The sequence below is a fragment of the Escherichia sp. E4702 genome (assembly GCF_963883545.1).
Taxonomy (GTDB): domain Bacteria; phylum Pseudomonadota; class Gammaproteobacteria; order Enterobacterales; family Enterobacteriaceae; genus Escherichia.
The window spans coordinates 396,845-411,527 of record NZ_CAWORF010000014.1 but is presented as its reverse complement, the minus strand read 5'-3'; the positions used below and the strand labels follow the sequence as shown (position 1 = coordinate 411,527).

Sequence of the window (14,683 nt, the reverse complement as noted above, 5' to 3'; positions counted from 1 at the left end):
GTTTATTCCTTATCCGACGCTGTGTTCAAGACTGATGGCGAGGAGTTTTTGTGCTTCAACGGCAAATTCCAGCGGCAGTTCCGAGAACACGTCTTTGCAGAAACCGTTAACAATCATCGAGATGGCGTCTTCTTCGCTGATCCCGCGTTGCAGGCAGTAAAACAGTTGATCTTCACCAATACGTGATGTCGTTGCCTCGTGCTCCAGTTGTGCGCTGTTATTGCGACATTCGACATACGGGAAGGTATGCGCCCCACAATTAGCGCCAATCAGCATTGAGTCGCACTGAGTGAAATTGCGCGCATTGGTCGCCGTCGGCATGATTTTCACTAATCCGCGATAACTGTTCTGACTATGTCCGGCAGAGATCCCTTTCGAGATAATGGTCGATTTGGTGTTTTTACCGATATGGATCATCTTGGTGCCGGTATCCGCTTGCTGATGACCGCTGGTCAGCGCTACTGAGTAAAACTCACCAATGGAGTTATCGCCGCGCAAAATGCAGCTGGGATATTTCCACGTAATCGCTGACCCGGTTTCTGATTGCGTCCATGACATTTTGCTGTTTTCGCCTTCGCACAAAGCACGCTTGGTGACGAAGTTGAGAATACCGCCGGTGTTGTTATCGCCAGGGAACCAGTTTTGTACCGTGGAATATTTCACCTCGGCGTTTTTATGGATGATGACTTCTACCACCGCAGCGTGTAGCTGATAGCTGTCACGCACCGGAGCGGAACAGCCTTCAATGTAGCTGACGTAGCTGTCTTTATCGGCCACCAGAATGGTGCGCTCAAACTGCCCGGTTTTTTCCGCGTTAATGCGGAAATAGGTGGAAAGCTCCATCGGGCAGCGCACACCTTTAGGCACATAAATAAATGTACCGTCAGAGGCCACTGCCGCATTAAGCGCGGCAAAGAAGTTGTCATTCCCCGGCACCACGGTGCCGAGATATTTACGCACCAGTTCCGGGTGATCGTGAATCGCCTCGCCAAAGGAACAGAAGATAATTCCCTGCTCCGCCAGTTTTTCGCGATAAGTGGTGGCAACCGAAACAGAGTCGAAAATGGCATCTACCGCCACCTCTTTGCCTTCCCGCACGGGAACGCCTAGCTGCTCAAACGCCGCCTCCACCTCTTTACTTAAAAAGGCGTTCGCGCCAGTTTGCTGCACCGCGCCGGGTTCAGACGCGCAGTTGTCGTCACAATTACCGCACGATGGTGCCGAGTAGTAGCTGTAATCCTGATAATTCAGCTTGTCGTAGTGCGCTTTCAGCCAGTGCGGCTCTTCCATCTCCAGCCATGCGCGGTAGGCGTTGAGACGAAACTCCAGCATCCACTCCGGCTCATTACGCTTCGCCGAAATTGCGCGCACCACCTCTTCGTTTATCCCCTTTGCCAGCTCATCGGTGGCTAACTGGGTGAAGAATCCTTCTTTATAATTCAGCGGGCCGCCGGTCCAGGTTTTGACATCGTCAGTTGCTTCAGTATTACGAGACATAGTACCGCCTATACCCCAAAGCTTTCGCCACAGCCACATTCATTCTGGGCTTTCGGGTTGTGAAATTTGAATATCTGATTGAGTCCTTCGCGAACGAAATCGACTTCCGTGCCATCAATAAACGGCATCGCTTGCAGCGGGACGAACAGCTTCGCGCCGTCACGTTCAAACAGCAGATCATCTTTCTCTGGCTCGCTGACGCTATCGAGCACATAGCCAAAGCCCGCGCAGCCTGTTTGTTTGACGCCTAAACGCACGCCAACCATGCCCGACTGCTTCGCGACTAACTCACGTATATGCGTCGCGGCTGCGGATGTTAACGTTAAGCCTTGCCAGGCGAAATCCTGTGGATTAAACGTTCCTGAATGCATGTCCATCGATTTACCTCACTTCATCGCTTTCAGCGGATAACAGCATGTTAGTGATAATGATTATCAGTTCAACCCAGCAAACGCAGGGGCTTTAGCGTAAAACATGCTTTTTGCCTGTATTTAATAAGCATAGACCCTGATGAGAGGGTTAACAGACATGCTAAGAATTAGGTATCTCATTGTTAGATAATGATTATTATCGAACTGGCGTTAAGGCTGTGATGGAAAAGAAAAAGTTGTATCGAAAATGACTATTTAAGAGATAGGTAAAAAAGTGGCGAGTTCAGAAATAAGAAAACCCTTAAGTCTGTGCATCACAGGCTTAAGGGCTTCTACCCCATCCGGCGCTTATCTCCGGCACTCATAGTGGCTTAGCTCTTGAAGGGGCGATAAGAATAATCTCATAAGACTACGTCGCCGTTTTAACACAAACTGCGATTTGTATTATTTTTGAACAATATCAGGCAGGTAACAACGGGAGGGCGGTCAGAAAATAATCGTCAGACCTGGACAGATGTTAATCCAGGTCGATGGGCGTTCAGACTATGTTCAGTAGGGATTAATGCACGCCCAGACGCCAGGCGAAGTAGATTTCTTCTTTCAGTTCCGTAGACGAAAGAGTAAGCAGATCAGCAAATTCAAGTTCTAGTTGTTTCAGACGCTTGAGATATTGAGCGGGTGAAAGATTGCTTTGGTCACGGCGTAAAAATTCGATAGCCAGCTGGGTGGGATTAAGTTGAGTAGACATAGCATCCTCGCTTTAGACAAGACCTGCACAGTATACCACCGTTTACTGCGCAGATAATGACCAAAAGCAATATGCATCACACTTTTCTGGTGACAACGTCACAAAATGGCGGTCGTCAATCGTGATGAACAACACAAACGCCCTTTCTCATCGAAGATTTCGATCTGCCAGACCTGATGCCGTGAACCGAGATGCAGCGGTTTACAAACGCCGCGTACCCGCCCTTCTCGTGCTGAGCGAACATGGTTAGCATTGACTTCCAGGCCAACCACTTTTTGCTCGCCTTCGGTACATAAATAACCGGCAACGGAGCCTATACTCTCAGCCAATACTACGGACGCCCCGCCATGTAGCAGCCCAAAAGGCTGCTTTGTCCGCGAGTCTACTGGCATTGTCGCTTCAAGGGTGTCATCACCAATATGTTCAAAGCGAATATCCAGCAACCCCACCATGTTTCCTTCACCCATAGCATTCAGTGCTTCCAGGGTGATTTTACGTTTCCATATCATTTAATAATCTCCAGTAATGCCTGCACGGGATGGCGTACCCCCGTCCCTTCAACCCGTTTAACCTGGCTGCGGCAAGAATACCCGGTTGCCAGACAGCGATTACGCGGTAGACGCTGCATTGCCTGATGCCAGGATAACTCATAGATCCCGAGCGAGTTTTTATGGTTTTTCGCCTCATGTCCGTAAGTCCCTGCCATGCCGCAGCAACCCACGCTGACATTTTCCAGTTTCGCGCCAAAACGGGCAAATATCGCGGCCCATTGTGCTGGCGCGCCCGGCAGAGCAGTGACCTCAGTACAGTGACCAAAGAAATACCATGATTCACCGCTGACTGATGTCACTGGCTGTGACTGAAGCGCGCTTGCCAGCCATTCATTCGCCAGTAAGACGTTAAACTCGCCACGCGCCTCGCCCAGAGCCAGTTTATATTCATCGCGATAACAAAGTACCAGCGCCGGATCGACACCCACCATTGGCATCCCCAGTTTCGCCATGCGGTTAAGGAAATCCGCCGTTTTTTTCGCCGTCTTCGCAAAACGATTAAGAAAGCCTTTGATATGCTGCGCTTTACCATTCGGTGAGAATGGCAACAGCACTGGCTGGAAACCTAATTTTTCGACCAGACGAACAAAATCCGCCACCACCTGCGCATCGTAATAACTGGTAAAAGGATCCTGCACTACCAGCACCGTGCGTGCTTTCTGTTCTGAACTGAGCGCTTCAAGCTGTTCCAGCGTCATGTTTGCCGAGCGATGCCCCACCATTTGTTGTTGCAGCGACGGCACTGAAAGCAGCGGCAAATCGACCATACCGATGTGTTTTTCCGAGAGTTTGCGCACCAGCGGCTGGTTAATGAAGAAGTTAAAAGTCTTTGGCGCACGCGCCATCAGCGGTGCGTAACTTTCGACCGTTGCCACCAGATGATCGCGCAATGGGCGTAGATAGCGCGTGTGATAGAGTTGCAAGAAACGAGAGCGAAACTCCGGTACGTCAATTTTGATCGGACACTGAGTCGAACACGCTTTACAGGCCAGGCAGCCCGACATCGCCTCTTTCACTTCGTGCGAGAAGTCATATTCGCCTTTATTTGCATGCCAGCTATTGCGCATACGGGCAATTAACGTGCGCAAGCTGACGCCAGACTCTGGTAGCTCTTGCTCCAGTTTTAGAGGGTCAACGCCGCGATCCGCCAGCAAACGTAACCATTCACGCACCAGTGTTGCACGCCCTTTCGGTGAATGAATGCGGTTCTGAGTTATCTTCATTGACGGACACATCGGGCTGCGGGCATCAAAGTTGAAGCACAAACCGTTGCCATTGCATTCCATAGCGCCGCGCCACTGCTGGCGTACCGCGATGGGGATTTGTCGGTCATACGTGCCACGCTTTACCGCGTCCACTTTCATCATTGGCGCGTCAATACCTTCTGGTGGGCAGATTTTCCCTGGATTTAGTCGGTTATGCGGATCAAACGCCGCTTTAACCTTGCGTAGCTCTGCGAAAAGCTCTTCACCGAAAAACGCCGGACTGTATTCGGCACGAAAACCTTTACCGTGCTCGCCCCACAACAAGCCACCGTATTTTGCAGTCAGCGCCACCACGTCATCAGAGATTTGCTTCATCAACATCTCTTGTTGCGGATCGCACATATCCAGCGCCGGACGGACGTGCAAAACACCAGCGTCGACGTGGCCAAACATACCGTAGCTTAAACCGTGGCTGTCGAGCAGTGCGCGAAATTCAGCAATATAATCTGCCAGATGTTCCGGCGGCACGCAGGTATCTTCGGCAAATGGAATCGGTTTGGCTGCTCCTTTGGCATTGCCGAGCAGGCCGACGGCTTTTTTTCGCATTGCATAAATACGCTCAACACCTGCCAGCTCACTGCACACCTGCCAGCCGATCACCCCTGCCTGCTGGCTGGCAATCAGTTCATCCAGCCGCGCACAGAGTGAATTTACCCGCTCGTCAATCAGCGCCTCATCATCTCCGGCAAATTCAACAATGTTCAGCCCGAGCATCTCTTTGTCTGGCACATTGGTAATCAGTTCGCTGACGGAATGCCAGACAATATCTTCCCGCGCCAGATTCAGCACTTTTGAGTCTACCGTCTCTACCGAAAGCGCACGCGCCTCAACCATAAACGGCGCATTACGCAGCGCGGAGTCAAAAGAGTCATATTTGACGTTCACCAGACGGCGCACTTTAGGCAAGCGCGTAATATCCAGCCGCGCTTCGGTAATAAAGGCCAGCGTCCCTTCTGATCCGGTCAGAATGCGCGTCAGGTCGAACTCGGTCATCTCATCGTTAAAGACATGACGCAGATCGTAACCGGTAAGAAAACGGTTAAGTTTGGGGAATTTGTCGATGATTAACTGGCGTTGCTGACGGCAACGTTGATAGACAGTGTTGTAGATCCGCCCAATCGTGGTATTGGTTTTACCCAACATTTCAGCAAGTTCGACAGGTAAAGGTTGCGTATCGAGAATATCGCCCCCCAACAACACCGCCCGCACGCCCAACACGTGATCTGACGTTTTGCCATAGACCAGCGATCCCTGGCCGGAAGCATCGGTATTGATCATCCCGCCGAGCGTTGCCCGGTTGCTGGTCGAAAGTTCTGGTGCAAAAAAGTAGCCGAACGGTTTCAGGTACTGATTGAGTTGGTCTTTTATCACCCCGGCCTCAACGCGCACCCAGCCCTCTTCAGGGTTAATTTCGATGATGCGGTTCATATGGCGGGACATATCAACAATAATCCCCTGGTTGAGCGCCTGACCGTTAGTGCCGGTGCCGCCGCCGCGGGGGGTAAAGATCAGCGATGTATAGCGTTCCTGCGCGGCCAGACGAGCAATTAACGCCACATCTGCGGTTGAACGCGGAAATACCACCGCATCGGGGAGAAGTTGGTAAATACTGTTGTCGGTCGACATTGTCAGACGATCGGCATAACTTGTCGCCGTATCGCCGGTAAAACCTTGTTGCTCCAGCTCTTGCAAAAAATTAAGCACCAGTTGAACGACGCCGGGTGCCTGGGAAATCTGTGGAATCATTATATTGACCCTTTCCTGCGGTCTGTGATGTAGGTCGATACACTGTTCTTTCAGGCTGCTGCAATAGCGCACTGAAAGGTGATGTTTGTTTACTCTATGGATTTCGAGTTGCAGGAAGGCGGCAAGCGAGTGAACTCCAGGAGCTTACAAAAGTAAGTGACTGGGGTGAACGAACGTAGCCGCAGCACATGCCACTTGAAATACGACGAGTAAATCGTTTGCGTGTTACCTGAGTTGTTGTACCACATTTTTTTCTAACACGCCCATCAGAATTAAGGGCAGAATCGGCCTGTTAAAAACCGCTGAAATTGCTCATCATTATGCAGGTGAGTTTCGCGTGTTCACGTCGCGTCGACGATTTGACGCACAAAAAAGGTGAAAAGTAGTTATGGTAAATGTTCGTCAGCCCAGGGATGTCGCACAAATTCTGCTTTCGGTGCTGTTTTTAGCCATCATGATTGTGGCATGTCTGTGGATCGTTCAACCCTTTGTTCTCGGCTTCGCATGGGCCGGTACGGTGGTTATCGCCACCTGGCCGGTATTGTTACGTTTGCAAAAGATCATGTTTGGCCGTCGCTCTCTCGCCGTTCTGGTAATGACGTTGCTCCTGGTGATGGTGTTTATCATCCCTATTGCTTTGCTGGTTAACAGTATCGTCGACGGCAGTGGCCCGTTAATTAAGGCCATCTCCAGTGGCGATATGACATTACCGGATTTAGCGTGGCTTAATACCATTCCGGTAATTGGCGCGAAGCTGTACGCAGGCTGGCATAACTTGCTTGATATGGGCGGCACGGCAATTATGGCGAAAGTCCGTCCTTATATTGGCACCACCACCACCTGGTTCGTCGGTCAAGCCGCGCATATCGGGCGCTTTATGGTGCATTGTACCTTGATGCTGCTCTTCAGCGCCCTGTTGTACTGGCGCGGTGAACAGGTGGCGCAAGGCATCCGACATTTTGCGACCCGTCTGGCGGGCGTTCGTGGTGATGCGGCAGTTCTGCTGGCGGCACAAGCTATCCGCGCAGTGGCGCTGGGCGTTGTGGTCACTGCTTTAGTACAGGCTGTACTTGGCGGTATCGGTCTGGCCGTTTCTGGTGTGCCTTACGCCACGCTGCTAACGGTATTAATGATCCTCTCCTGCCTTGTTCAGCTAGGCCCGCTGCCAGTGTTGATTCCGGCGATTATCTGGCTCTACTGGACCGGCGATACCACCTGGGGAACGGTATTGTTAGTGTGGAGCGGTGTGGTTGGCACTCTGGATAACGTCATCCGCCCAATGCTAATTCGCATGGGCGCAGATTTACCGCTGATTCTGATCCTCTCCGGGGTTATTGGTGGTTTGATTGCTTTCGGTATGATCGGTCTGTTTATTGGTCCGGTACTACTGGCTGTTTCCTGGCGTCTGTTTGCTGCGTGGGTTGAAGAAGTCCCGCCGCCGACTGACCAACCAGAGGAAATTCTCGAAGAGCTGGGCGAAATCGAGAAACCGAATAAGTAATTTCTCATCAGGCGGCTCTGCCGCCTGATTGTTAATCACTGCTAATTGATATTTCATTCCTCCAGTCCGTATTTTCCTGCTTACCGCCATTCAGCTGGTAGTACCTGTCGCAAATCCTTTACAGTTTTTAAACTAATGAGATGAATCTGATCGACGCAAAAAGTCCGTATGCCTACTATTAGCACACGGTTATAAATCAACATATTGATTTATAAGCATGGAAATCCCCTGAGTGAAACAACGAATTGCTGTGTGTAGTCTTTGCCCATCTCCCACGATGGGCTTTTTTTTAACATTTTTTGCTTCATTACCCCGCCTCTCGTTCTTTCCAATAATGTTGCACAAGATACTGTGACTCTCTTCAAGCCGTAAGCAGGCTGATAATGTTATTTATATTTTATTCTTTTTTTCATGCAGCCATTACACGATGAACGCTTATGAACTCCAGGCACTACGCCATATTTTTGCCATGACCATTGATGAATGCGCGACCTGGATTGCCCTGACGGGCGACAGTGAAAGCTGGCAACAATGGGAGAAAGGAAAAACGGATATTCCTGACGAGATAGTTGAAAAACTGCTGGCAATGCGCCAGCAAAGAAAAAGGCATCTTCACGCCATCATAGAAAAAATAAACAACCGCATCGGCAACAATACCATGCGTTTTTTCCCCAATTTAACCGCATTTCAACGTATCTACCCAGAAGGTAATTTTATTGACTGGAAGATTTACCAGTCGGTCGCAGCTGAATTATATGCGCACGATCTTGAACGCCTTTGTTGATATTTTAACGAGGATCAACAGTCATCATGACAAAAATAATAAACGGATGCTGACATAACAACAGCAACTTTTTAAGCAATATTGCTAAGTAGATCTTATGAAAAATCCCTACCTCCCTACCGCGCTTGGGTTGTATCTCAATTACCTGGTGCATGGTATGGGTGTCATTTTGATGACTTTAAATATGGCCTCGCTGGAGACGCTCTGGCAGACCAATGCCGCAGGCGTTTCGATTGTTATTTCATCATTAGGTATAGGACGATTGAGTGTCTTGCTTTTTGCAGGATTATTATCCGATCGTTTTGGTCGCCGCCCTTTTATTATTCTGGGTATGTGCTGCTATATGGCCTTCTTTTTTGGCATCCTGCACACCAATAACATCATTATTGCTTATGCTTTTGGTTTCCTGGCGGGCATGGCGAACAGTTTTCTCGATGCTGGTACCTATCCCAGTTTGATGGAAGCCTTTCCTCATTCACCGGGTACAGCCAATATTTTAATTAAAGCCTTTGTCTCCAGCGGGCAATTTTTATTGCCGCTAATTATCAGCCTGTTAGTGTGGGCTGAACTGTGGTTCGGTTGGTCTTTTATGATTGCCGCGGCGATTATGATCGTTAACGGTCTGTTTTTATATCGCTGTACCTTTCCACCACATCCGGGCCGTCGCTTGCCTGTGGTAAAGAAAGCGACCACTTCCGCGGGGCATCGCTGCTCAATTATTGATTTAGCCAGTTACACCCTCTATGGCTATATTTCAATGGCAACCTTTTATCTGGTTAGCCAGTGGCTGGCACAATACGGGCAATTTGTCGCTGGCATGTCATACACCATGTCGATCAAATTACTCAGTATCTATACCGTGGGTTCGCTGCTGTGTGTATTTATTACTGCTCCACTCATTCGTAAAACCGTTCACTCAACAACATTGTTGATGCTGTACACTTTTATCTCATTTATCGCCCTGCTCACCGTCTGCCTGCATCCCACATTTTATGTGGTGATAATATTTGCTTTCGTCATCGGTTTTACCTCCGCAGGTGGTGTTGTACAAATTGGCCTGACGTTAATGGCGGAACGTTTTCCCCATGCCAAAGGAAAAGCAACGGGGATCTATTACAGTGCGGGCAGCATTGCAACATTTACCATTCCGTTGATTACGGCTCATCTTTCGCAAAGAAGTATTGCCGATATTATGTGGTTCGATACCGCCATCGCTGCTATCGGCTTTTTACTGGCGCTGTTTATTGGCGTACGCAGTCGAAAAGAAGCACAACATCCATCATTAAAGGAGAATGTTGCTACGGGCGGGTAATGCAATATTCTTTTCAGGTCATGCAAGATCTTACGGATAAATTACTCTTTCTGCGCTAATTAAGGAAAATCGCGATCAAAAACAAACTATCACATGCAATATTCCTGGAAACATAAACTTTATGCCATGTACCCAGAGAAAATCATCTTCAGTATAGTGATTATGAAAACCGTCGAAATACAACACGGACGGTAACAAAATTATCTTTCAGCAAGGAGCTGTGAAAATGTCTCAAAATAAGGCTTTCAGCACGCCATTTATCCTGGCTGTCCTTTGTGTATACTTCAGCTATTTCCTACATGGCATTAGTGTTATTACGCTTGCACAAAACATGTCATCTCTGGCAGAAAAGTTTTCTACCGATAACGCCGGTATCGCCTATTTAATTTCTGGTATCGGTCTGGGCCGTCTGATAAGTATTTTATTCTTCGGTGTAATCTCCGATAAATTTGGTCGACGAGCAGTAATATTCATGGCCGTTGCCATGTATATGCTGTTTTTCTTTGGTATTCCGGCCTGCCCAAGTTTAGCTCTCGCTTACGGTCTGGCAGTGTGCGTTGGTATCGCCAACTCAGCCCTGGATACCGGTGGATATCCGGCGTTGATGGAATGCTTCCCGAAAGCCTCGGGGTCAGCCGTAATATTGGTTAAGGCGATGATATCGTTCGGGCAAATGCTCTATCCGATGCTGGTGAGTTATATGCTGTTGAATAACATCTGGTACGGTTATGGGCTGATTATCCCAGGCATCGTATTTGTGCTGATCACGCTGATGCTATTGAAAAGTAAATTCCCAGGCCAGTTGGTGGATGCCAGCGTAGCTGGTGAACTACCGCAAATGAACAGTAAGCCGTTAGTCTGGCTGGAAGGTGTTTCATCAGTACTGTTCGGTGTTGCCGCGTTCTCGACCTTTTATGTAATTGTCGTGTGGATGCCCAAATATGCGATGGCGTTTGCCGGTATGTCGGAAGCTGAGGCATTAAAAACCATCTCTTATTACAGTATGGGTTCGCTGGTCTGTGTCTTTATTTTTGCCGCACTATTGAAAAAAATGGTGCGTCCCATCTGGGCTAACGTGTTTAACTCAGCACTGGCAACGGTAACCGCCGCTATCATTTACCTGTACCCTTCTCCACTGGTCTGTAACGCTGGGGCTTTTGTTATCGGTTTCTCTGCTGCTGGCGGTATTTTACAGCTTGGCGTTTCAGTCATGTCTGAGTTTTTCCCCAAAAGCAAAGCCAAAGTCACCAGTATTTATATGATGATGGGTGGTCTGGCCAACTTTGTTATTCCGTTGATTACCGGTTATCTGTCGAATATCGGCCTGCAATACATCATCGTTCTCGATTTTACTTTCGCGCTTCTGGCCCTGATTACCGCAATTATTGTTTTCATCCGCTATTACCGCGTTTTCATTATTCCTGAAAATGATGTCCGGTTTGGCGAACGCAATCTTAGCACCCCGGTTAAACACAATTAAGCAAAGAAATTAGAGGAGTTAATTATGGATGTTACCGCTAAATACGAATTGATTGGCCTGATGGCCTATCCTATCCGCCACAGTTTATCGCCTGAAATGCAAAACAAAGCCTTAGAAAAAGCGGGATTGCCATTTACCTATATGGCCTTTGAAGTGGATAACGATAGCTTTGCCGGTGCAATTGAAGGCTTAAAAGCCTTAAAAATGCGCGGAACCGGTGTGTCGATGCCTAACAAACAACTGGCGTGTGAATATGTTGATGAATTAACACCAGCGGCCAAACTGGTTGGCGCTATCAATACCATCGTCAATGATGACGGCTACCTGCGCGGCTATAACACCGACGGCACGGGCCATATTCGCGCCATTAAAGAGAGCGGTTTTGATATCAAAGGCAAAACGATGGTGCTGCTAGGTGCCGGTGGCGCATCAACAGCGATTGGCGCACAGGGGGCAATTGAAGGTTTAAAAGAGATTAAAATCTTCAACCGTCGGGATGAATTCTTCGATAAAGCCCTCGCCTTCGCGCAGCGGGTCAACGAAAACACCGATTGTGTCGTCACCGTTACCGATCTCGCCGATCAGCAAGCCTTTGCTGAAGCCCTGGCTTCCGCCGACATTTTAACCAACGGCACAAAAGTGGGTATGAAGCCTCTTGAAAATGAATCATTAGTTAACGATGTCAGTATGTTACACCCAGGGCTGATGGTCACTGAATGCGTGTATAACCCGCATATGACGAAGTTATTGCAGCAGGCGCAACAAGCAGGTTGCAAAACGATTGATGGATACGGCATGTTGTTGTGGCAAGGGGCTGAACAGTTCACGTTATGGACTGGCAAAGATTTCCCTCTGGAATACGTTAAACAGGTCATGGGGTTCGGCGCCTGACAGGCTGACCGCGTGCAGAAAGGGTAAAAAATGAAAACCGTAACAGTAAAAGATCTCGTCATTGGCACGGGCGCACCAAAAATCATCGTCTCGCTGATGGCAAAGGATATCGCCAGCGTGAAATCTGAAGCTCTCGCCTATCGTGAAGCGGACTTTGATATTCTGGAATGGCGTGTGGACCACTTTGCCGACCTCTCCAGCGTGGAGTCTGTCATGGCCGCGGCAAAAATTCTCCGTGAATCCATGCCAGAAAAACCGCTGCTGTTTACCTTCCGCAGTGCTAAAGAAGGCGGCGAGCAGGCGATTTCCACTGAGGCTTATATTGCACTCAATCGCGCAGCCATCGACAGCGGTCTGGTCGATATGATCGATCTGGAGTTATTTACCGGCGATGATCAGGTTAAAGAAACCGTCGCCTATGCACATGCGCATGATGTGAAGGTTGTCATGTCCAACCATGACTTCCATAAAACGCCGGAAGCCGAAGAGATTATTGCCCGTTTGCGTAAAATGCAGTCCTTCGACGCCGATATTCCTAAAATTGCGTTGATGCCGCAAAGCACCAGCGATGTCCTGACGTTGCTTGCCGCTACCCTGGAGATGCAGGAGCAGTATGCCGATCGTCCAATCATCACGATGTCGATGGCAAAAACTGGCGTAATTTCCCGTCTGGCTGGTGAAGTATTTGGTTCGGCGGCAACCTTTGGCGCAGTAAAAAAAGCCTCTGCGCCTGGGCAAATATCGGTGAATGATTTGCGCACAGTATTAACTATTTTGCACCAGGCGTAATAAATAACGTACCGGCGGGAGTAACCTTCCCCGCCGTATTAAAAAAATATTTTTAAAGAGTATTTGATAAAAATATTCTGTGGGTATCTGTGCGCTATTTTTAATTCTCGCACAGATAAATCCATACCTGAATCAGGAAAAAATAATGAAACCTGTAAAACCACCTCGTATTAATGGACGCGTGCCGGTCCTGTCGGCACAGGAAGCGGTAAGTTATATTCCCGACGAAGCAACACTTTGTGTATTAGGTGCAGGTGGCGGTATTCTGGAAGCCACCACATTAATTACCGCACTTGCTGATAAATATAAACAAACCCAGACGCCACGTAATTTATCGATTATTAGCCCTACAGGGCTTGGCGATCGCGCCGATCGGGGTATTAGTCCGCTGGCGCAAGAAGGCCTGGTGAAATGGGCATTATGCGGCCATTGGGGACAATCACCGCGTATTTCTGAACTCGCAGAACAAAATAAAATTGTTGCCTATAACTATCCACAAGGTGTGCTCACTCAAACATTGCGCGCTGCTGCTGCCCACCAGCCAGGAATTATTAGCGATATTGGTATCGGAACGTTTGTCGACCCTCGCCAGCAAGGCGGCAAACTGAATGAAGTGACTAAAGAAGATCTGATTAAACTGGTCGAGTTTGATAATAAAGAATATCTCTATTACAAAGCGATCGCGCCAGATATTGCCTTTATTCGTGCCACCACCTGCGACAGCGAAGGCTACGCCACCTTTGAAGATGAAGTGATGTATCTCGACGCATTGGTTATTGCCCAAGCGGTGCACAATAACGGTGGTATCGTGATGATGCAGGTGCAGAAGATGGTTAAGAAAGCCACGCTGCATCCTAAAGCTGTCCGTATTCCAGGTTATCTGGTGGATATTGTGGTGGTCGATCCGGACCAAACCCAACTGTATGGCGGTGCGCCAGTTAATCGTTTTATTTCTGGTGACTTCACCCTGGATGACAGTACCCAACTTAGCTTGCCTCTTAATCAGCGTAAATTAGTCGCGCGGCGCGCATTGTTTGAAATGCGCAAAGGTGCTGTGGGGAATGTTGGTGTCGGTATTGCCGACGGTATTGGCCTGGTCGCCCGGGAAGAAGGTTGTGCTGATGACTTTATTCTGACGGTGGAAACAGGCCCAATTGGCGGTATTACTTCGCAAGGTATCGCCTTTGGCGCGAACGTGAATACCCGCGCCATTCTGGATATGACTTCCCAGTTCGATTTTTACCACGGCGGTGGTCTGGATGTCTGTTATTTGAGTTTTGCCGAAGTCGACCAGCACGGTAACGTCGGTGTGCATAAATTCAATGGCAAAATCATGGGTACAGGTGGATTTATTGATATCAGTGCCACCTCGAAGAAAATCATTTTCTGCGGCACGTTAACTGCGGGCAGCTTAAAAACAGAAATTGCCGATGGTAAATTAAATATCGTCCAGGAAGGACGGGTAAATAAATTTATCCGTGAACTACCGGAAATTACTTTTAGCGGAAAAATCGCGCTCGAACGGGGACTGGATGTTCGTTACATCACCGAACGTGCTGTATTCACCCTGAAAGAAGACGGCCTGCATTTAATCGAAATCGCGCCTGGCGTCGATTTACAAAAAGATATTCTCGACAAAATGGATTTCACCCCAGTGATTTCGCCAGAACTGAAAATGATGGACGAAAGATTATTTATCGATGCGGCGATGGGTTTTATCCTGCCTGAAGCGGCTCATTAACAGGAGT

11 protein-coding genes, 1 other RNA gene and 1 pseudogene are annotated in these 14,683 nt (G+C 48.6%); 8 read left to right on the top strand and 5 right to left on the bottom strand.

Features of this window, described 5'->3' with window-relative positions; genetic code table 11:
• Positions 1 to 9 precede the first annotated feature (9 nt).
• From sufB to ydiJ, 5 genes are all read right to left on the bottom strand, one after another.
• A complete protein-coding gene (gene sufB / locus AACU94_RS08070) occupies positions 10 to 1,497 on the bottom strand; it encodes a Fe-S cluster assembly protein SufB (RefSeq protein WP_135489227.1) in 1,488 nt (495 codons plus the stop codon).
• 8 nt (positions 1,498 to 1,505) lie between these two features.
• Positions 1,506 to 1,874: a Fe-S cluster assembly scaffold SufA gene (sufA, locus tag AACU94_RS08065; protein WP_135489226.1), complete on the bottom strand. Its 369-nt coding sequence runs from the start codon at positions 1,872 to 1,874 to the stop codon at positions 1,506 to 1,508.
• 553 nt (positions 1,875 to 2,427) lie between these two features.
• On the bottom strand, positions 2,428 to 2,616 hold the full coding sequence (locus tag AACU94_RS08060) for a YdiH family protein (protein ID WP_088376204.1): 189 nt from the start codon (positions 2,614 to 2,616) through the stop codon (positions 2,428 to 2,430).
• Positions 2,617 to 2,714: 98 nt separating this feature from the next.
• Positions 2,715 to 3,125 (bottom strand): 1,4-dihydroxy-2-naphthoyl-CoA hydrolase, encoded by a 411-nt coding sequence (gene menI / locus AACU94_RS08055; RefSeq protein WP_130224689.1) that lies wholly within the window; start codon positions 3,123 to 3,125, stop codon positions 2,715 to 2,717.
• Positions 3,122 to 6,178: a D-2-hydroxyglutarate dehydrogenase YdiJ gene (ydiJ, locus tag AACU94_RS08050; protein ID WP_135489225.1), complete on the bottom strand. Its 3,057-nt coding sequence runs from the start codon at positions 6,176 to 6,178 to the stop codon at positions 3,122 to 3,124. Before ydiJ ends, menI begins: the two co-directional genes overlap by 4 nt.
• 388 nt (positions 6,179 to 6,566) lie before the next feature.
• Here ydiJ and ydiK point away from each other — a divergent pair, with 388 nt between their 5' ends.
• The 8 genes and pseudogenes from ydiK (at position 6,567) to AACU94_RS08010 (ending at position 14,676) form a co-directional block, all read left to right on the top strand.
• A complete protein-coding gene (ydiK, locus tag AACU94_RS08045; protein ID WP_135489224.1) occupies positions 6,567 to 7,679 on the top strand; it encodes an AI-2E family transporter YdiK in 1,113 nt (370 codons plus the stop codon).
• A gap of 185 nt (positions 7,680 to 7,864) precedes the next feature.
• An RNA gene (gene rprA / locus AACU94_RS08040) (antisense sRNA RprA) lies at positions 7,865 to 7,972 on the top strand.
• A gap of 134 nt (positions 7,973 to 8,106) precedes the next feature.
• Positions 8,107 to 8,463 (top strand): YdiL family protein, encoded by a 357-nt coding sequence (locus AACU94_RS08035; protein WP_130218933.1) that lies wholly within the window; start codon positions 8,107 to 8,109, stop codon positions 8,461 to 8,463.
• Positions 8,464 to 8,560: 97 nt separating this feature from the next.
• A complete protein-coding gene (locus AACU94_RS08030; RefSeq protein ID WP_130224685.1) occupies positions 8,561 to 9,775 on the top strand; it encodes an MFS transporter in 1,215 nt (404 codons plus the stop codon).
• Between the two features lie 226 nt (positions 9,776 to 10,001).
• Positions 10,002 to 11,268: pseudogene (locus tag AACU94_RS08025) on the top strand (MFS transporter).
• A gap of 11 nt (positions 11,269 to 11,279) precedes the next feature.
• Positions 11,280 to 12,146 carry a quinate/shikimate dehydrogenase gene (gene ydiB / locus AACU94_RS08020; protein ID WP_135489223.1) on the top strand — a complete coding sequence of 289 codons (867 nt, stop codon included), beginning with the start codon at positions 11,280 to 11,282 and terminating at the stop codon, positions 12,144 to 12,146.
• Between the two features lie 30 nt (positions 12,147 to 12,176).
• Positions 12,177 to 12,935 carry a type I 3-dehydroquinate dehydratase gene (gene aroD / locus AACU94_RS08015; protein ID WP_135489222.1) on the top strand — a complete coding sequence of 253 codons (759 nt, stop codon included), beginning with the start codon at positions 12,177 to 12,179 and terminating at the stop codon, positions 12,933 to 12,935.
• 145 nt (positions 12,936 to 13,080) lie between these two features.
• Positions 13,081 to 14,676 carry an acyl CoA:acetate/3-ketoacid CoA transferase gene (locus AACU94_RS08010; RefSeq protein WP_135489221.1) on the top strand — a complete coding sequence of 532 codons (1,596 nt, stop codon included), beginning with the start codon at positions 13,081 to 13,083 and terminating at the stop codon, positions 14,674 to 14,676.
• The last annotated feature ends 7 nt before the right edge of the window (positions 14,677 to 14,683 follow it).